Consider the following 18,631-nt stretch of genomic DNA (forward strand, 5'->3'; position numbering starts at 1 on the left):
GCGCGGATGAACGGAACTGGAATTACGGGGAGCGATCAGCGCTTGGGTGCGCGTGCCTTCGGCTGGACCAACCGGCTACCGCTCCAGGACCCGAGGTTCGCAGCCGACGTCTGCGTCAGGCCGGCGGTGGGTGCGGATTCGGCGATCTCGCTGGGCTCGACGTGGCCGGGGCGACCCGTCTTGGGGGTGAGGACCCACACGAAACCGTCGTCCGACAGCGGGCCGATGGCGTCCATCAGCGCGTCGACCAGGTCGCCGTCACCGTCGCGCCACCACATCAGCACGACGTCGACAACCTCGTCCGAGTCCTCGTCGACCATCTCGCCACCGATGGCCTCTTCCACCGACATGCGCAGTTCGTCGTCGGTGTCCTCGTCCCAGCCCAGTTCCTGAACCACCATGTCGTGGATAACGCCGAGTTTCTGAGCGTAGTTCTGAGCGTCCTCCGCGGCGACCACGGTGGTGTCCTCCTCTGTTCGGTGGGGCACGAAGTTTGCGCACCCCGGTCGGGATCGAGCGTGTGTCGATCAATAGTGGAAAGCGAACATGGTCGAAGCCTTTCGCGCAAGCCGACGAACCAGAAAATCTCGAGAAAGTCCCCGCAGGACCGCCCGTACGGCCCCTATCAGGGCAAATCCCCGACCGAACCCGCAGTCGCGACGCGCCGGGTACCGAACATCAGGAGCGGGGGTGCTCACTTCGTCTGGATGGTGAAAGATGAGTGCTGCGCCATATTCATATGGAAACTCGGTAGGTCCTAACAAGGACCGACCGGATGGAGCGGACGCGACACCGCGCGTCCCACCACAATGAGGAGCACACCTTGTCAGACCTGATCCAGGGGCCCGCGTCTCAACCGAACGCCGACACACCAGGCGTCTCCGGAGGGGCCTCGTCACCCGCTGCGAACGCGCAGCCCGGCACCGACGGCCGGGTCCGCGTCATCCGCGAAGGGGTGGCCTCCTATCTGCCGGACATCGATCCGGACGAGACCAACGAGTGGCTCGAATCGTTCGACGGCCTGCTCGACCGCGCGGGCCACGCCCGCGCCCGGTACCTGATGCTGCGGCTGCTCGAGCGCGCCGGCGAGAAGCATGTCGCGATCCCCGCGCTCACCTCGACCGACTACGTCAACACCATCCCGACCGAGAACGAGCCGTGGTTCCCCGGCGACGAAGAGGTCGAGCGACGGTACCGCGCCTGGATCCGCTGGAACGCCGCGATCATGGTGCATCGCGCCCAGCGCCCGGGCATCGGCGTGGGCGGTCACATCTCGACCTACGCGTCGTCCGCGGCGCTGTACGAGGTCGGCTTCAACCACTTCTTCCGCGGCAAGGATCATCCCGGCGGCGGCGACCACATCTTCGTCCAGGGGCACGCCTCGCCGGGCATCTACGCCCGCGCATTCCTCGAGGGCCGCATCCCGGCCGAGCAGCTGGACGGGTTCCGCCAGGAGGCCAGCCACGCGCAGTCCGGCGGCGGCCTGCCGTCGTACCCGCACCCGCGCCTGCTGCCCGACTTCTGGGAGTTCCCGACGGTGTCGATGGGTCTCGGGCCCATGAACGCCATCTACCAGGCGCGTTTCAACCACTACCTGCACGACCGCGGCATCAAGGACACCGCCGACCAGCACGTGTGGGCGTTCCTCGGCGACGGTGAGATGGACGAGCCGGAGTCGCGTGGTCTCGCACACGTCGCGGCCACCGAGGGCCTCGACAACCTGACGTTCGTCGTCAACTGCAACCTGCAGCGTCTCGACGGCCCGGTTCGCGGTAACGGCAAGATCATCCAGGAGCTGGAGTCGTTCTTCCGTGGCGCCGGCTGGAACGTCATCAAGGTCGTATGGGGCCGCGAGTGGGACTCGCTGCTGCACGCCGACAAGGACGGCGCGCTCGTCAACCTGATGAACGAGACGCCGGACGGCGACTACCAGACGTACAAGGCCAACGACGGAGCCTTCGTCCGCGAGCACTTCTTCGGACGGGACCCGCGCACCAAGGCCCTCGTCGCGGACATGAGCGACCAGGAGATCTGGAACCTCAAGCGCGGCGGCCACGACTACCGCAAGATCTATGCGGCGTACGCGGCGGCGATGGCGCACAAGGGCCAGCCGACGGTGATCCTGGCCCACACCATCAAGGGCTACACCCTCGGCAAGCACTTCGAGGGTCGCAACGCGACGCACCAGATGAAGAAGCTGACGCTCGACGACCTCAAGCGTTTCCGCGACATCCAGCGCATCCCGATCTCCGACGCGGAACTCGAGAAGGATCCGTACCTGCCTCCGTACTACCACCCGGGGCCGGATTCGCCGGAGATCCAGTACATGCTGCAGCGCCGCAAGGCGCTCGGCGGTTTCCTGCCGTCCCGCCGCACCGACGCCGCGCCGCTCGCCCAGCCGGACGACAAGACGTACGCGCCGGTCCTCAAGGGCTCGGGCAAGCAGGAGGTCGCGACGACGATGGCCGTCGTGCGCATCCTCAAGGAACTGTTGCGCGACAAGGAGATCGGCAAGCGCATCGTCCCGATCATTCCGGACGAGGCCCGCACGTTCGGCATGGACTCGTGGTTCCCGTCGCTGAAGATCTACAACCGCAACGGACAGCTGTACACGTCGGTCGATGCCGAACTGATGCTCGCCTACAAGGAGAGCAGCGTCGGTCAGATCCTCCACGAGGGCATCAATGAGGCCGGCTCGACGTCGTCGTTCACCGCGGTGGGCACGTCGTACGCCACGCACGGCGAGCCGATGATCCCGGTCTACATCTTCTACTCGATGTTCGGTTTCCAGCGGACCGGTGACGGCCTGTGGGCGGCGGCGGACCAGATGGCCCGCGGCTTCGTGCTCGGCGCCACCGCCGGTCGCACCACGCTCACCGGCGAGGGTCTGCAGCACGCGGACGGCCACTCGCTGCTGCTGGCCTCGACCAACCCCGCCGCCGTCTCGTACGATCCGGCGTTCTCGTTCGAGATCGCGCACATCGTCAAGGACGGCCTGCGCCGCATGTACGGCGGAACGCCCGGCGTGGACGGCTTCGGCGGCGAGAACATCTTCTACTACCTCACCGTCTACAACGAGCCGTACCAGCAGCCCGCCGAGCCGGAGAACCTGGACGTCGACGGCCTGCTCAAGGGCATCTACCTGTACAAGCAGGCCGAGAACTCGGGCGGCCCGGAGGGGCGCTCCGCAGGCTCCGCACCGCGCGCCCAGATCCTCGTCTCGGGCGTCACCATGCCCGAGGGTCTGCGCGCGCAGCAGCTGCTCGCCGACGAGTGGGGCGTGGCCGCGGACGTGTGGTCGGTGACGTCGTGGGGCGAACTGCGCCGCGAGGGGATCGAGTGCGAGCGCGAGGCGCTGCACAACCCGGGCGTCGACGCGCCGCAGCCGTACGTCACCCAGGTCCTCTCGCAGGCACAGGGCCCGTTCGTCGCGGCGTCGGACTGGATGCGGGCGGTGCCGGACCAGATCCGCCAGTGGGTCCCCGGCTCGTACACCACGCTCGGCACCGACGGATTCGGATTCTCCGACACCCGCCCGGCCGCGCGCCGGTTCTTCAACGTCGACGCCGAGTCCATCGCGGTCGCGGTGCTCTCGTCGCTCGGGAAGTCCGGCGAGCTGGACCGGTCCAAGGCCGTCGAGGCGGCCGCCCGCTACCGGATCGACGACGTGCTCGCCGCGCCGGAGCAGACGTCGGATCCCGGCGTCGCGTGACGCCACGCCGATCGAACTGATCGGCCGCGATAGACACGGAACACGCTGAACGCGCCCGTCGCCGGTGCGAGCGTCCTCGGGACCTCGTGTCGGCGGCGGGCGTAAGTTCCTTTTCATGGCCGCGGATCTGCCCGAGACGTCGAACTCTTCCCCTCCCGCGCGCGCGGAGCAGCCGAGCCCGCCGCAGCCCCGACGCGCGCGCTACCAGCCGCCGACCCCGAACCCGACGGGCAGGCCGAGCCGCGACTCCCTGCCCGACGCGCTACTGCGCCGCGTCAAGCAGTTCTCCGGTCGGCTGTCCACCGAGGCGATCGCCTCGATGCAGGACCAGCTGCCGTTCTTCGCCGACCTCGACGCCGAACAGCGGGCGAGCGTCCAGATGATCGTCCAGCGGTCGGTGGTCAACTTCCTCGAATGGCTCACCGACTCCGACAGCGACATCCGGTTCACGATCGACGCGTTCCAGGTGATCCCGCAGGACCTCGCCCGCCGACTCACCCTGCGGCAGACCGTCGACATGGTGCGGGTGGCGATGGAGTTCTTCGAGCAGCGACTGCCGGCTCTCGCCCGAAACGATCGGCAGCTGGTCGCACTCACCGAGTCGATCCTGCGGTACGGCCGCGAGCTCGGCTTCGCGGCGGCGTCGGTGTACGCGAGCGCGGCCGAGTCCCGCGGCGCGTGGGACACCCGGCTCGAGGCCCTGGTGGTCGACGCGGTGGTCCGCGGCGACACAGGGTCCGACCTGCAGTCGCGCGCCGCGACCCTGAACTGGGACGCGACCGCACCGGCGACGGTGATCGTGGGCACCCCGCCGCCCGAGGAGAGCGTCTCGGTGATCGGCACGGTCCACACCACCGCCCGGAAGCACGGGCGAGCCGCGCTCGCGGTCGTCCAGGGCGAGCGACTGGTCATGGTGGTGAGCGGCCAGTTGCACGGCAGCCGGGGCGGCCACGAATTCATGGTCGAGTTGATGCAGAGTTTCTCGGACGACCCGGTGGTGATCGGTCCGACCACCCCGACACTGGGCGCAGCACACTTCAGCGCGGTCGAGGCGCTGGCCGGAATCGAGGCCGTCGTGGGCTGGCGGGGAGCACCTCGACCTGTGTTCGCCGCCGAGCTGTTACCCGAACGTGCCCTGCTCGGAGATACCGCTGCCGTCGCGGCCCTCAATGAGCGTTTGATACAGCCACTGTCGACCGCCGGCACCGCACTCTCGGAGACTCTCGACGCCTATCTGGACTCCGGTGGAGCCGTGGAGGCCTGTGCGCGGCAGCTGTTTGTTCATCCAAATACGGTTCGGTATCGATTGAAGCGTATCTCGGAGATCACGCGACGGGATCCGACCAACCCGCGCGATGCCTATGTGCTTCGCGTCGCAGCGACAGTCGGCCGACTTGCCCAAACGCGCGTTCAATCCGCGACTTCGGACGCATCCGTCACAAATTTCACATTCCGGAACGTCGGGACGTAACGCTGGAGCGTCCGAATTCGATAGGGCGCGCCGACGTGCCTTTTTGTGGGGAACCTACAAAACACCTGTCCAGAGTTCATCCCCGACAACATCTCGCAGGGACGCCGTGACGGTGTTCTCTTGTAGGCGTGATTTCGTTGCTAGCCCCGGGTCAGGGCTCCCAGACACCCGGCATGCTCAGCCCATGGCTCGAGCTGCCGGGCGCACACGATCGCGTGGCGTTGTGGTCGAAGGCTTCCGGTCTCGACCTCGCGCGCCTCGGTACCACCGCGTCGGCCGAGGAGATCACGGACACCGCCGTGACTCAGCCGCTCGTGGTGGCCGCCGCTCTCCTCGCGTACGAGGAACTCGAACGCCGCGGACTCGTCCCGGCGGACACCGTGGTCGCCGGTCATTCCGTCGGTGAACTCGCCGCCGCTGCTGTCGCCGGAGTCCTCTCCGCCGACGACGCGGTGATGCTCGCCGCGATCCGCGGTGGCGAGATGGCGAAGGCGTGCGCGCTCGAGCCCACCGGAATGTCCGCGGTCCTCGGCGGGGACGAGGACGCAGTCCTGTCCCGGCTCGAGGAACTCGACCTGACGCCGGCCAATCGCAACGCGGCCGGGCAGATCGTGGCGGCGGGCCGTCTGGACGCTCTCGAGCAGCTCGCAGCGAATCCTCCGGAGAAGGCCCGCGTCCGCGCCCTGCCGGTTGCGGGGGCGTTCCACACTCGGTTCATGGCACCCGCGCAGGACGCCGTCGCCGAGGCCGCGTCGCGGATCGCACCCAGCGATCCCGTCCGCACCCTGCTCTCCAATTCGGACGGCGCGCCGGTGGCCTCCGGCGCCGACGCCCTGGCTAAGCTGGCCGCGCAGGTGACCCGACCTGTGCGTTGGGACCTGTGTACCGCGAGTCTGCGGGCCGCTCAGGTCTCGGCGATCGCGGAACTTCCTCCGGCAGGCACCCTCATCGGGATCGCCAAGCGCGAGATGCGCGGCACACCGACCGTGCCGCTCAAGGAGCCCGGAGATCTTTCCGCACTGACCGAATTCACCGAAGACGGTTAGTTCGCCGCGCGCTCACGATGCGCGTGCCGGGTCGGCCCCGGCCGACCCGAACACCGAAGACACGAAACATCGAATGAAGAAGGGAGCCACCTAGTGGCCACCAACCAGGAAGACATCATCGCCGGCCTCGCCGAGATCATCGAAGAGGTCACCGGCATCGAGCCGTCCGAGGTCACCATCGACAAGTCCTTCGTCGACGACCTCGACATCGACTCGCTGTCCATGGTCGAGATCGCCGTCCAGACCGAGGACAAGTACGGCGTGAAGATCCCGGACGAGGATCTGGCCAGCCTGCGCACCGTCGGTGACGCGGTCTCCTACATCCAGAAGCTCGAAGCCGAGGGCGGCGAGGCAGCTCAGACCGTCAAGGCCAAGCTCGAGGCCACTAAGAACGACGACGAGTGAGCCAACCGTGACTTCCGCTTCTACCCGAGGGAATTTCCCCAACATCGTCGTCACCAGCCTCGCGGCTACGACGTCGGTTGCCGGAGATGTGGATGGCACGTGGAAGGGCCTGCTGGCCGGTGAGAGCGGCATCGACGTGCTCGAGGGCTCGTTCGTGGAGGAATTCGACCTACCTGTGCGTTTCGGTGGCCAATTGAAGGTCCCGTTCGACGACGCACTGAGCCGGGTCGAGATCCGCCGGATGAGTTTCGTCGAGCGTCTCGCTCTGGTGCTCGGTCGGCAGGTCTGGCAGAACGCCGGCAGCCCCGAGGTCGACAAGGATCGACTCGGGGTTGTCATAGGCACCGGACTCGGTGGCGGCGAGGCTCTCGTCGACGCCGTGGACAAGCTGCGAACGGGCGGCTACCGCAAGGTGTCGCCGTTCGCGGTTCAGATGGTGATGCCGAACGGACCGTCGGCCACCGTCGGACTCGAACTCGGCGCGCGCGCCGGTGTCATCACGCCGGTATCGGCGTGCTCGTCCGGGTCGGAGGCCATCGCGCATGCGTTCCGCATGATCGCGATGGGCGACGCGGACATCGTCGTCACGGGTGGGGTCGAGGGCAGTATCGACTCCGTGCCGATCGCAAGCTTCGCAATGATGCGCGCGCTCAGCACCCGCAACGACGACCCGAAGGCGGCCTCGCGCCCCTTCGACAAGGACCGGGACGGATTCGTCTTCGGTGAGGCCGGCGCCATGATGGTCCTCGAGACCGAGGAGCATGCCAAGGCACGTGGGGCGACGATCCACGCTCGACTGCTGGGCGCCGGAATCACCTCCGACGGCTACCACATCGTGGCACCCGATCCGGAAGGCACCGGGGCGGCGCGCGCCATGACCCGGGCCATCGAGACCGCAGGTCTCACCAAGTCCGACATCAAGCACATCAACGCACACGCCACCGCGACTCCGATCGGCGACATCGCCGAGAGTCTCGCCATCAAGGCCGCGGTCGGTACGCACGCTGCGGTGTATGCGCCCAAGTCGGCTCTGGGCCACTCGATCGGCGCCGTCGGCGCCCTCGAGGCTGTGCTCACGGTCCTGAGTGTGCGTGAGGGCGTCATTCCCCCCACGCTCAATCTCGACAACCAGGATCCGGAGATCGATCTCGACGTCGTGAAGGGTGAACCCCGCTACGGCGACATCGATTTCGCGATCAACAACTCGTTCGGTTTCGGTGGGCACAACGTCGCGCTCGCCTTCGGCCGGGCATAACCCAGCCGAACTCGCTGGATCGCCAGGTGGGGGCCCCGCACCCGGGGTCCCCACCCCGAACCTTCGCCCCATGTGGGGCTCGCTCAGGAGGAACGATGACCGTCTTGGCTCCCGCGACGCAGTCCGAAGCATCGACCGATCCGCGCGATCCGCTCGCGCGTCTCGCCAAGCTGTTCGATGCCGGCACCGTCGCTCCCCTACACGACCGTGACAAGTCCGGTGTGCTCGCCGCAGCCGGCGAGATCGACGGTGTCCGCACCATCGCCTACTGCTCCGACGCCACCGTCATGGGCGGTGCGATGGGTGTCGAAGGCTGCAAGCACATCGTCACCGCGATCGACACCGCCATCGCTGAGAAGGCACCGGTCGTCGGCCTGTGGCACTCGGGCGGCGCTCGGCTCGCCGAGGGCGTCGAGGCCCTGCACGCCGTCGGCCTGGTCTTCGAGGCCATGGTGCGCGCGTCGGGTCTGGTCCCGCAGATTTCGGTCGTGCTGGGCTTCGCCGCCGGCGGCGCCGCCTACGGCCCCGCACTCACCGACGTCGTGATCATGGCCCCCGAGGGACGCGTCTTCGTCACCGGCCCGGACGTCGTCAAGAGCGTCACCGGTGAGCAGGTCGACATGGCCACGCTCGGCGGACCCGACACGCACAGCAAGAAGTCCGGTGTCGCGCACATCGCCGCGCACGACGAGGACGACGCCTACCACCGCGCACGCCGTCTGGTGTCGATGTTCTGCGAGCAGGGCGAGTTCGATCTCGCCACCGCCGAGCACGGTGACACCGACCTGCGCGCACTGATGCCGGAATCCGCCAAGCGCGCCTACGACGTCCGCCCGATCGTTCACGAGTTCCTCGACAACGTCGAGGGCGAGTCGAGCTTCGAAGAGCTGCAGGGCAACTGGGCCCGCAGCATCGTCACCGGTGTGGGTCGTCTCGGTGGCCGCACGGTCGGCGTGATCGCGAACAACCCGCTGCGCCTGGGCGGTTGCCTCAACTCGGAGAGCGCGGAGAAGTCCGCCCGCTTCGTCCGCCTGTGCAACGCGTTCGGCATTCCGCTCGTCGTCATCGTCGACGTCCCCGGTTACCTGCCCGGTGTCAGCCAGGAGTGGGAGGGCGTGGTGCGCCGCGGCGCGAAGCTGCTGCACGCGTTCGCCGAGGCCACGGTCCCGCGCGTCACGCTGGTCACCCGCAAGATCTACGGCGGCGCCTACATCGCGATGAACTCGCGTGCGCTCGGCGCGACCGCCGTGTATGCGTGGCCCGATTCCGAGGTGGCGGTCATGGGCGCGAAGGCCGCCGTCGGCATCCTCCACAAGCGCGCTCTCGCAGCCGCTCCGGAGGAGGAGCGCGAGGCGCTGCACGAGCGCCTGGCCGCCGAGCACGAGGCCATCGCCGGCGGTGTCGGCCGGGCCATCTCGATCGGCGTCGTCGACGAGACGATCGATCCGGCCAAGACCCGCAGCGTCATCACCGCTGCACTCGCCGCTGCCCCCGCGAACCGCGGACAGCACAAGAACATTCCGCTGTAAGCCTGCAACGATTCGAAGGGCCCCGCGGCGCGCCGCGGGGCCCTTCGCTGATCTCGTGGACAGAGCGCTGGACGTGCGCGGATCCTCCGTCTGTCAACGACTTTCGACAGATGCTCCCGAATCGCAGGGTGCGACAACGTTCTTCGCGGCCGGCCTACCCCACGTTGCGGTGCAGCCAGGTCACTTCCGCCCCTTCGCCGCCGCTGCGGTACGGCTCGAGGACTTCGTCCCAGGGAGTGCCCAGCGCGTGTTCGACGGCGGTGGCGAAGTCGTCTCGGCACTTCGTCAGCAGTGCGCGCAGTTGCATCTCGCCGACGACGACGTCGCCGTTCGCGCTCATGGCTCCTCGCCACAGTCCCAGTCCTGGTGCGTGCCCGAATCGTTCGCCGTCGACGCCGTCGCTCGGGTTCTCCGTCACCTCGAAGTACAGCAGCGGCCACGCCCGCAGGGCGCCGGCGAGTCGGGCCCCGGTACCCACCGGACCGACCCAGTCACAGGTTGCCCGGAGTGTGCCGTCCGACGCTGGCTGCGCGGTCCAGCGCAGGTTGGGGCGGGCGTCGAGGATCGAGGCGAGCGCCCACTCGACGTGTGGACACACGGCGGCCGGCGACGAGTGGACGTAGATCACTCCGGTCGTCGCGTCCGCGAACTGGTTCAACGAGCGCACTGCAACACCTCCAGCCTCGACGAGGGACGTCTTCCCCAACGACCTCGCCCGGGAACCGGAGCCGCGTGTGCCGCAACGCGACACACAGTGCATCAGTGTGCCCTGTGATGCCGCTGTTACGCCAGTGATAGCAGTAAATTGATCTAGCCGCGCGCCCGCAGCTCCCCCAGCACGGCGTCACTGACCTCGGGCCACAGGGGCTTGGCCCAGTCACCGAAGGCCCGGTCGGTGAGCACCACGCACGCCGCGTCGACCTGCGGATCGACCCAGAGGAATGTGCCGGACTGGCCGAAGTGTCCGTAGGTGTCCGACGAGTTGCCGGCCCCGGTCCAGTGAGGGCTCTTGCCGTCACGGATCTCGAAGCCGAGACCCCAGTCGTTGGGGCGCTGCGGGCCGTAGCCGGGAAGCAAGCCCGGCAAGCCCGGGAACTGCACGGTGGTGGCCCCGGCGAGGGTCTGCGGCGAGATCAGCGTGGGCCTCAGCAGCTCGGCGGCGAATCGAGCCAGGTCGTCGGCACTGGCCTGCGCACCGTGGCCGGCCGGCCCGACGAGCGCGGCCGTCGCCATCCCCAGCGGCGCGAACACGGCCTCGGCGACGTAGTCGGCGAAGGGAATGCCGCTCTCGGCCTCGACGACGTCGGCCAGCACCTCGAAGCCGGCGCTCGAGTAGATGCGCTTGGCGCCCGGCTCGGCCTGCACCGTGCGTTCACCGAACGCGAGGCCCGACGCGTGCGCCAGCAGGTGCCGCACGGTCGAACCGGGGGGACCTGCAGACTGGTCGAGGTCGATCGCCCCCTCCTCGACCGCGACGAGGGCGGCGTACGCGCACAGCAGCTTCGTCACCGACGCCAGCGGATACACGCGCCGCCGATCCCCGAAATGCGCGACGCCTCGGCCACCGTCGTAGACGACGGCGGCCGAGGCGTTGTCCACCGGCCATTGCCCGATCCGATCGAGAGTCTGCATCCGATCAGACTACGAGGGCGGCTGGGTCAGGAGTTCACCAGTCCGCTTCGGTGTAGCGGATGACACCACGGATGTTCTTGTTGTCGAGCATGTCCTGGTAACCCTCGTTGACCTGCTCGAGCGAGTAGGTGTTGGTGACCATGTCCTCGAGGTTGAGCAGACCGGCACGGTACAGGTTCAGCAGGTTCGGGATGTCCGCGCGGGCGTTGAAGCCACCGAAGATGTTGCCCCGCAGCTCCTTCTGCAGCATCGAGAACAGGAACGAGTTGAGCTTGACGTCCATGTCGGCCATGTGGCCCATGGCGGTGACGACGCAGCGGCCGTTCTTCGCGGTGAGCGTGAGAGCGGGGTCGACGTACTCGCCCTTCATCTCACCGACCGTGATGATCGTCTTCTGGCACATCCGACCCCACGTGATCTCCATGATCGGCGCGATCGCCTCTTCCATCGACGGGAAGGCGTGCGTGGCACCGAACTTGAGCGCCTGCTCGCGCTTGAACTGCGACGGGTCGATCGCGAACACGTGGCGCGCGCCCGACGCCACCGCGCCCTGCAGTGCGCTCATGCCGACGCCGCCGACGCCGATGATGGCGACCGAGTCGCCCGGCTTGACCTCGGCGATGTTCGTCGCCGAACCCCACCCGGTCGGGACACCGCAGCCGACGAGGGCCGCGAGCTCGAACGGGATGTCCTTCTCGATCTTGACGACGGAGGACTCGTGCACCGTCATGTAGGGCGCGAACGTGCCGAGCAGGCACATCGGGATCACGTTCTGGCCGCGTGCCTGGATGCGGTAGGTGCCGTCGGCGATGGCCTGACCGCTGAGCAGACCCATGCCGAGGTCGCACAGGTTCGAGTGACCCGAGGAGCAGGACGGACAGCGTCCACACGCCGGGATGAACGAGAGTACGACGTGGTCGCCGACCTCGAGATCCTTGACGCCCTCACCGACCTTGGTGATCACGCCGGCGCCCTCGTGGCCACCCATCGCGGGGTAAGACGGCATCGGCGTCGCACCGGTGACGATGTGGTGGTCCGAGTGGCACATGCCGGCGGCTTCCATGCGGATCTGCACCTCGCCGGCGACCGGGTCACCGAGCTCGATCTCTTCGATCGACCACTTCTCGTTGATACCCCACAGCAACGCGCCCTTGGTCTTCATTGCAACCGCCCTTCCATACCTGACTACCGGTGGCTGTGACGATAGCCACAAATCTTCCAAATTGAAACATGTTCTAGGTGCCCGGTAATCAGCCGCCCGCGTCGACCCCGGGTTTACGCAGGTCGCCGCGCTGTAACGCTCGGATACTGCTTGGACAGTCGACCGTTCGGACTGCCGTCCAGACAGTTGTTCCAGGTGCTGTCACCGGTCGAGCGGAGCGCCGGTAGCGCTCCGAGTCCGCCGGTTCCACCGAGGACGGGTCTGTCAGCCGGCGTCGGCGACGTCCCCGGGCCGCCGGTCGGCGTCGAAATCGACGGTCCACACCCGCTGGAGCATGTGCCAGTCGGACGGGTGCGCGGCTATGCCGGCGGCGAACCGGTCGGCCAACGTTTGAGTCGTGTGCTGCACTCCGCCCACCGTGTCGATCGGTGAGTCGACCTCGAAGCCCCAACCGTCGGGGATGAACCAGCAGTTCACCGGCAGCAGTGGCGCACCGGTCTCGATTGCCAGGCGGGCCGGACCGGCGGGCATGCGTGCCGATTCGCCGAAGAAGGTGACCGGCACTCCCGTCCCGGTCATGTCACGTTCGGCGAGCAGCCCCACCATCCGTCCCTCCCGAAGTCGCGCAGCCAGCTGCTCGAATGGCGGATTCGCGGCGCCGGTGAGCGGAATGATCTCGAAACCCAGACTCTCGCGGAATCGTACGAAGCGCCGGAACAGCGCCTCCGGCCTGAGCCGCTCAGCGACGACGACCGGGCAGCCCACTCGCTGCGCCAGCCAGACACCAGCCAGGTCCCAGTTCCCACTGTGCGGCAGGGCCAACACCGCCCCTTTGCCGTGTCCGACCGCCTCGTATATGTGCTCGAGCCCAGTCGCCGACGATTCGACACTCCGAGCCAGCTGCACAGGATCCATCGACGGCAGCCGAAAGGCCTCGCACCAGTAGCGGGCGTACGAGCGCAGACTCGCGCGCACAACGTCGTCGGACACGTGCGCTGGTGTGGTGGAGAGAACCCGCGCCAGGTTGCGCCGGAGCTGGTCGGGCCCGCCGTTTCGGGCCGCATGATCGGCCGCCATCTCGAACATCCGCACCGCCCAACGCTGCGGCAGGACGCGTACCAGCCGCCAGCCGGCCGCGTACCCGAGGTCCCAGACTCGGTCCTGCGGCGTCATCGACCATCACCGGCGTGATCCGTCACGATCCGGCGCCACCGAAGAGACTCGGCCGCAACCGACGTCTACGCGTCATCACCCGAGTGTCCCCCAAGCCCGAGAACGGGACAATTGGCCGATAATTACCGGCACGGGAGCCCAGGGCACGGCGCTCCACCAGCCGAGATGGATCTTCTGAAATTCGTTTCCGACCACGCTGCGCTGCTCTCTTCGGTCTTGCGTCTTTCGAGTCGAATAATCGGGAAGCGCAAGCCGATCGTTTGGTCAACCGTTTGAAATTAGCGTCTACCTGCAGTTACACGCCAAAGTTCCCGCAACTCGAACGTGACTTCCACTGCTTTCACCGACTACGCTCACGGGGTCGCCCTCCCCCGGGACGACAACACCGGTGGCCCCATTCCCCCTCCGTGGGCCACCCGGGTGGCGCCACCCGTACACGACTGATCGCCCCGCCGCCGCTGTGACCAGGCGGGGCGATCAGTTCTGACTGCCTACGCGGCCCGCGAACGGCCTGAACCCCCGATGCCGCAGCGTTTCCGTAACGGGTAGCTACCCGCGTAGTTCTCCCGTGGCGACCGCTTCTGGAGCAGCGCATACTTCTCGATGTCATACCTATCCGACGCTGGGAGGTATCGGTTGTTTCGCCGCCGAAGACGCCACAGCAGTGCTTTCCCACCGACGCTCGCGCCGTCGAGCATGGGATCGATCGTCGCGCTCCGCCCGGTGCCCCACGGACTCCAGGCCTGGAGTCAGGCCGCACGGAGGATGGCCATCGTCGCCTTGGACAGCGGTCCGTGGTGCTACGCGTGGATCATCGGCCACAGCAGCGATTCAGGCGCGCGAGTGCGATTCGTCAGGCGCGACGCCGGGGAGACTTATCCGACCTTCACCACCACCGAATCCGGCCTGGGCCCGGTCGCCAACGAGGGTCCTCCCGCCTGAACGCCTGCGCCGGATCGACGAGCGTCGACGCCGCCGAGGCTCCAGGTGGCGCCGAAAGGTGTTGGCCCGCAGATATAGAAACCCTGGGACGGTCCGGCCCCGGCGACCGCGACCGGTTTCGTTCCGGCGGTCGGCGACATGGGTTGATTGGTGGGGTGAAACCGTCGTGTCCGCGACGTGGGCATGCGGGCGCCCGATTACCGTCAGGCTCGCCGCATCGGCGGAATGCCACTGGGGGATGCGGCACTGGTGGGGCGGGATTCGGGTCCACGACGAGTACAACATCCCGCCCCACCGCGGCGTCCTCCTGCGCCCCGCCGTCACGTGTCGACACAGGACACAGGTAGGCAACCAGGTATTTGTACCGTCGCGGCCCGGTGTGCCCGGGCGTCAGTGTGGACGTGCTCGAGTCAGTCCACTTTCGGGAGCTGTTCACATGCTTGGCGAGAACCTTCGGCCGGTGGCCGACTCATGCACCACGCGTGATCCGTCGAGGACCGGCACTGTCGTGGCCCTTCGACCCGTCCGAGACGTACCGCACTCGTGGGAGCCGGCGCCGCGAAGGATGGCCATCCTTGCTCTGGACAGCGGCCAGTGGGCGTTCGCGTGGGTCCACGGCTGTCGCGACATCGTGCCGGGGCTGAGGGTTCAATTTCGGGAGCATCCCGAAGGAACGCGGTTTGCGACCTTCTTTCCGCTGTCGGCCCGATCGTGACGAGAACGGACCCGGCCACGCCCGACGACCGGCTCGACAGCACCGTCGCCGTCGACAATGAACACAACGATGAATGCCCCTTTCTCGACTGCGAGGAAGGGGCATCGACGTGGGGCGGGCGGGGCTCGAACCCGCGACCAATGGATTATGAGTCCACGGCTCTAACCGACTGAGCTACCGCCCCCTGCCACGGCGGGCTACCGCCGACAGCGGAATCGTACCGCCCACATTCGACAGTCCTCGCCCGCGGGGTGGCGTATGCCGCACGGGAGTCCGGACTGTCGGTGGCTCGCAGCAGACTGACGGGCAGCGCCGGCGAGCACCGATCTCCGGCGACAGCCGAAGGACCGTGAATGAGTAACTGGACCACCCGACCGATCTGCGCGTTCGATCTGGAAACCACTGGCCGAGACCCGCTCTCGGCACGGATCGTGACCGCGTGCGTAGTCACCGTCGACGGCGACCGGCGTCGTCCGCGGAACTGGATGGTGGATCCGGGGGTCGACATCCCCGCGGGCGCGAGCGCCGTGCACGGCATCTCCACGGCCCACGCGCGCGAGTACGGCCAGAACTACCTGTCGGGTTACCGGGAGATCCGGGCGGCCCTCACGGACGCGTGGGCGGCCGGTTACGCCGTCGTCGCGTTCAACGCCGCCTACGACCTCACCGTGATGGACGCCGAGGGGCGCCGCCTCGGCTTCCCTCCGCTCGACGACTACGGCCTCGTCCTGGACCCGTACGTGATCGACCGCGAGGTGGACCGCGACCGCCGCGGCAAGCGCACGCTCGGTGCCCTGTGTGAGCACTACGGGATCGATCTGGCTTCCGCGCACCAGGCGGAGGCGGATGCGCTCGCCGCGGCCGAGTTGGCGCGCCTACTCCCCCAACGGTTCCCCCAACTCGCGGATCTCGACGACATGATGGCCAGTCAGACGACGTGGCATGCCGAGCGGCAACGCGATTTCCTCGAGTATCTGCGACGCGAGGGCCGGGACACGTCCGACGTCGACGGCAGGTGGCCGATCCGCAGCGCGGCTTGAGAGACCGGTCGGTCCTCGCCCGCTGCGCGGATGCAGCGGGCGAGGACCGACCGGAACGTGGGCAGAAAACAAAGGAAGGCCCCCACCCGCGAGGGTGGGGGCCTTCCTTGGGAGCTCCCCCGGCTGGACTCGAACCAGCAACCGTTCGATTAACAGTCGAATGCTCTGCCAATTGAGCTACAGGGGATTGTCCTGCTCGGCGCTGCCCTTTCCGGCGGCGCCTGAGAAACTGTAGCCCATACCCCCACCCAAGTACCAAATCGCCTGAACAATGGCCGATCGGGCAGGATGTACGCAGGCACTTCGACGGGAGGAATCCGGAAATGTTGCGGTTGTTGGTAGGCGTTGCGGCGGGCTACGTCCTGGGCACCCGAGCCGGGCGTGCCCGGTACGAACAGATCAGCAAGGCAGCCAAGGCCGTGGCAACGAGCCCTGCCACCAAGAAGGCGATCGAGGTGGGTCGGCAGAAGCTCTCCGATTCGCTCAGCACGCAGCCGAAGCTCGAGCCGATGAAGCCGATCGACGAGAAGACCACGATCCTGGTCCCGCAGGACCAGTTGCGGCGAAACTAGCGGGTCACCGCGGCGGGGTCACGCGATGCCCTCGCCGCTGGTGTCGCCGATCGCCTGGTCGAGCAGGCTGCGCCGGTACTGTTCGAGAGCCACGAGATCGCCCAGCAGGGAATGGAACTCGTCGGAGTCCGTGGTCGGCGAGACGCGCTGCAGCTTGGACTTGAGCTCGGCCACCTGCTCACCGACCCACACCTCCTGCAGCCGTGCCAGCACGCCGCGGATGTAGCGGGGTGCGGTGTCGTCGTCGGCGGGCAGCGGTTCCACCGCGAGTTCCATCACGATCGACTGCACGACGAGGTCGCCGGCGGCGCGGCCGACGGCGTCGACCCATTCGGCCCCGCCGAGCCCCGCCGACGTTCCGCCGGCGGCACCGACCGCTTCGCGCACCGCGGCGTACGCGGGGTGGGTGAAGGTCTCGGTCGGCAACGAATCGAAGACGGTGCCGGCGATCGCGGGATACTGCAGTGCCGCCTTGAGCGCGTCACGCTGCGGCCACAGCGCCGGGTCGTTCGGCCGCGGCCGTGACACGCCCGGAGCCGGCGTCGGCGTCGAAGCCGCGGGCGCGGCCTCGACGGGGCGACGCCTGGTGGGCGCGCTGCCGCCGCGCGCGAACTTGCGCGCCTCGTCCCGGACCCGGCGGCGCACCGTCGGGATGTCGTCCCATCCGACCCACCCGGACAGCTGCACGGCGTACTGATCGCGCAGTGTCGACTCCTTGATCCGGGCCACCACCGGGACCGTGCGCCGCAGGGCTTCGACGCGCCCCTCCGCGGTGTCCAGATCATGTTCGGCCAGAAGCGATTTGACAACGAACTCGAACATCGGCGTGCGCCTGGCGACGAGGTCACGGACGGCCGCGTCACCCGACTTCTGGCGCAGCTCGCACGGATCCATCCCGTCGGGCGCGATCGCCACGAAGGTCTGCCCGGCGAGTTTCTGGTCGCCCTCGAACGCTTTCATCGCGGCCGCCTGGCCGGCGGCATCGCCGTCGAAGGTGTAGATCACTTCGCCGCGGAAGTAACTGTCGTCCATGAGGAGTCGACGCAGCATCGCGAGATGTTCGTCACCGAACGCGGTGCCGCACGACGCGACCGCGGTCTTCACCCCGGCCAGGTGCATGGCCATGACGTCGGTGTAGCCCTCGACGACCACGGCCTGGTGTCCCTTGGCGATCTCACGCTTGGCGAGGTCCAGCCCGAACAGCACGTTCGACTTCTTGTACAGGATGGTCTCGGGCGTGTTGACGTATTTGCCGGGCATGGTGTCGTCGTCGAAGAGCTTGCGAGCACCGAACCCGATGACGTCGCCCGCGAGATTGCGGATGGGCCACAGCAGCCGCCGATGGAACCGGTCGATCGGTCCGCGCCGACCCTCCTTCGACAGTCCCGCAGCCTCGAGCTCCTTCGCGTCGAAACCCTTCGCCATCAGGTGCTTGGTGAGGGTGTCCCAGCCGTCGGGAGCGTACCCGCAGCCGAAGTGGGCGGCCGCGGCGGCGTCGAAGTTCCGTTCGGTCAGGTAGTCGCGGGCGGCCTGCGCGTCGGGCTCCTTCAGCCGGGCCGCGTAGAACTCCTGCGCGGCGGCGTTCGCGGCCACGAGCCGCGCCCGGGTGCCGCGATCGCGTTGGACCGACGGGCCGCCGCCCTCGTAGGAGATCTGGTAGCCGATCCGGTCGGCCAGTTGCTCGACGGCCTCGACGAAGCTGACGTGCTCGATCTTCTGCAGGAACGAGTAGACGTCGCCGCCCTCGCCGCAGCCGAAGCAGTGGAAGTGGCCGTGATTGGGCCGCACGTGGAACGACGGGGACTTCTCGTCGTGGAAGGGGCACAGCCCCTTCATGGAATCGCCGCCCGCGCGCTTGAGTGAGACGTACTCGCCGACGATGTCTTCGATCCGGGTGCGCTCGCGAACGGCCGCGATGTCTCTGTCAGGGATTCGGCCGGCCACGACGACAGCTTATTCGCTTCGGCCGCGCGGCAC

General features: G+C 67.9%; 14 protein-coding genes and 2 tRNA genes. 8 read left to right on the forward strand and 8 right to left on the reverse strand.

What is annotated here, in order from left to right; all coding sequences use genetic code 11:
• Positions 1 to 35 precede the first annotated feature (35 nt).
• Positions 36 to 488: a DUF3052 domain-containing protein gene (locus tag ABTV10_RS15535; protein WP_499028288.1), complete on the reverse strand. Its 453-nt coding sequence runs from the start codon at positions 486 to 488 to the stop codon at positions 36 to 38.
• Positions 489 to 943: 455 nt separating this feature from the next.
• Between ABTV10_RS15535 and aceE the strand changes: the two genes are divergently transcribed.
• The 6 genes from aceE to ABTV10_RS15565 all read left to right on the forward strand — a co-directional run bounded on the left by aceE (position 944) and on the right by ABTV10_RS15565 (position 9,418).
• Positions 944 to 3,712, forward strand: coding sequence for a pyruvate dehydrogenase (acetyl-transferring), homodimeric type (gene aceE / locus ABTV10_RS15540; protein ID WP_499035190.1), 2,769 nt, complete (start codon positions 944 to 946; stop codon positions 3,710 to 3,712).
• Positions 3,713 to 3,827: 115 nt separating this feature from the next.
• Complete coding sequence (locus ABTV10_RS15545; RefSeq protein ID WP_499028289.1) at positions 3,828 to 5,183, forward strand: PucR family transcriptional regulator; 1,356 nt, start codon at positions 3,828 to 3,830, stop codon at positions 5,181 to 5,183.
• A gap of 128 nt (positions 5,184 to 5,311) precedes the next feature.
• The gene (locus ABTV10_RS15550) at positions 5,312 to 6,229 is read left to right on the forward strand and encodes an ACP S-malonyltransferase (protein ID WP_499028291.1); all 918 of its coding nucleotides are present in this window, start codon (positions 5,312 to 5,314) and stop codon (positions 6,227 to 6,229) included.
• Positions 6,230 to 6,322: 93 nt separating this feature from the next.
• Complete coding sequence (acpM, locus tag ABTV10_RS15555; RefSeq protein WP_499028293.1) at positions 6,323 to 6,634, forward strand: meromycolate extension acyl carrier protein AcpM; 312 nt, start codon at positions 6,323 to 6,325, stop codon at positions 6,632 to 6,634.
• Positions 6,635 to 6,641: 7 nt separating this feature from the next.
• Complete coding sequence (locus ABTV10_RS15560; RefSeq protein ID WP_499028294.1) at positions 6,642 to 7,889, forward strand: KasA/KasB family beta-ketoacyl-ACP synthase; 1,248 nt, start codon at positions 6,642 to 6,644, stop codon at positions 7,887 to 7,889.
• Between the two features lie 95 nt (positions 7,890 to 7,984).
• Positions 7,985 to 9,418: an acyl-CoA carboxylase subunit beta gene (locus ABTV10_RS15565; protein ID WP_433605271.1), complete on the forward strand. Its 1,434-nt coding sequence runs from the start codon at positions 7,985 to 7,987 to the stop codon at positions 9,416 to 9,418.
• Positions 9,419 to 9,572: 154 nt separating this feature from the next.
• Here the strand turns inward: ABTV10_RS15565 and ABTV10_RS15570 are convergent, their stop codons facing one another.
• The 5 genes from ABTV10_RS15570 to ABTV10_RS15590 form a co-directional block, all read right to left on the reverse strand.
• On the reverse strand, positions 9,573 to 10,085 hold the full coding sequence (locus ABTV10_RS15570) for a DUF3145 domain-containing protein (protein ID WP_499028296.1): 513 nt from the start codon (positions 10,083 to 10,085) through the stop codon (positions 9,573 to 9,575).
• Positions 10,086 to 10,228: 143 nt separating this feature from the next.
• The gene (locus ABTV10_RS15575) at positions 10,229 to 11,050 is read right to left on the reverse strand and encodes a serine hydrolase domain-containing protein (protein WP_499028298.1); all 822 of its coding nucleotides are present in this window, start codon (positions 11,048 to 11,050) and stop codon (positions 10,229 to 10,231) included.
• Between the two features lie 34 nt (positions 11,051 to 11,084).
• Positions 11,085 to 12,212, reverse strand: a complete 1,128-nt coding sequence (locus ABTV10_RS15580; protein WP_433605277.1) for an NDMA-dependent alcohol dehydrogenase — start codon at positions 12,210 to 12,212, stop codon at positions 11,085 to 11,087.
• 264 nt (positions 12,213 to 12,476) lie between these two features.
• On the reverse strand, positions 12,477 to 13,385 hold the full coding sequence (locus ABTV10_RS15585; RefSeq protein ID WP_499028300.1) for a phosphatidylinositol mannoside acyltransferase: 909 nt from the start codon (positions 13,383 to 13,385) through the stop codon (positions 12,477 to 12,479).
• A gap of 1,767 nt (positions 13,386 to 15,152) precedes the next feature.
• A tRNA-Ile gene (locus ABTV10_RS15590) sits at positions 15,153 to 15,226 on the reverse strand.
• 169 nt (positions 15,227 to 15,395) lie between these two features.
• On the opposite strand from ABTV10_RS15590, the gene ABTV10_RS15595 reads away from it, so the two are divergent.
• Positions 15,396 to 16,082 (forward strand): 3'-5' exonuclease, encoded by a 687-nt coding sequence (locus tag ABTV10_RS15595; protein ID WP_499028301.1) that lies wholly within the window; start codon positions 15,396 to 15,398, stop codon positions 16,080 to 16,082.
• 114 nt (positions 16,083 to 16,196) lie between these two features.
• Here ABTV10_RS15595 and ABTV10_RS15600 read toward each other — a convergent pair.
• Positions 16,197 to 16,269 (reverse strand) — tRNA-Asn (locus ABTV10_RS15600).
• Positions 16,270 to 16,405: 136 nt separating this feature from the next.
• On the opposite strand from ABTV10_RS15600, the gene ABTV10_RS15605 reads away from it, so the two are divergent.
• Positions 16,406 to 16,654, forward strand: coding sequence for a hypothetical protein (locus ABTV10_RS15605; protein WP_280761982.1), 249 nt, complete (start codon positions 16,406 to 16,408; stop codon positions 16,652 to 16,654).
• Between the two features lie 18 nt (positions 16,655 to 16,672).
• On the opposite strand, the gene dnaG is transcribed toward ABTV10_RS15605, so the two are convergent.
• Complete coding sequence (gene dnaG / locus ABTV10_RS15610) at positions 16,673 to 18,598, reverse strand: DNA primase (protein WP_499028303.1); 1,926 nt, start codon at positions 18,596 to 18,598, stop codon at positions 16,673 to 16,675.
• Positions 18,599 to 18,631: the final 33 nt, after the last annotated feature.

The sequence above is a fragment of the Paraburkholderia sp. RHO2 genome, from assembly GCF_050955445.1.
In the GTDB taxonomy this organism is placed as follows: domain Bacteria; phylum Actinomycetota; class Actinomycetes; order Mycobacteriales; family Mycobacteriaceae; genus Prescottella; species Prescottella agglutinans_A.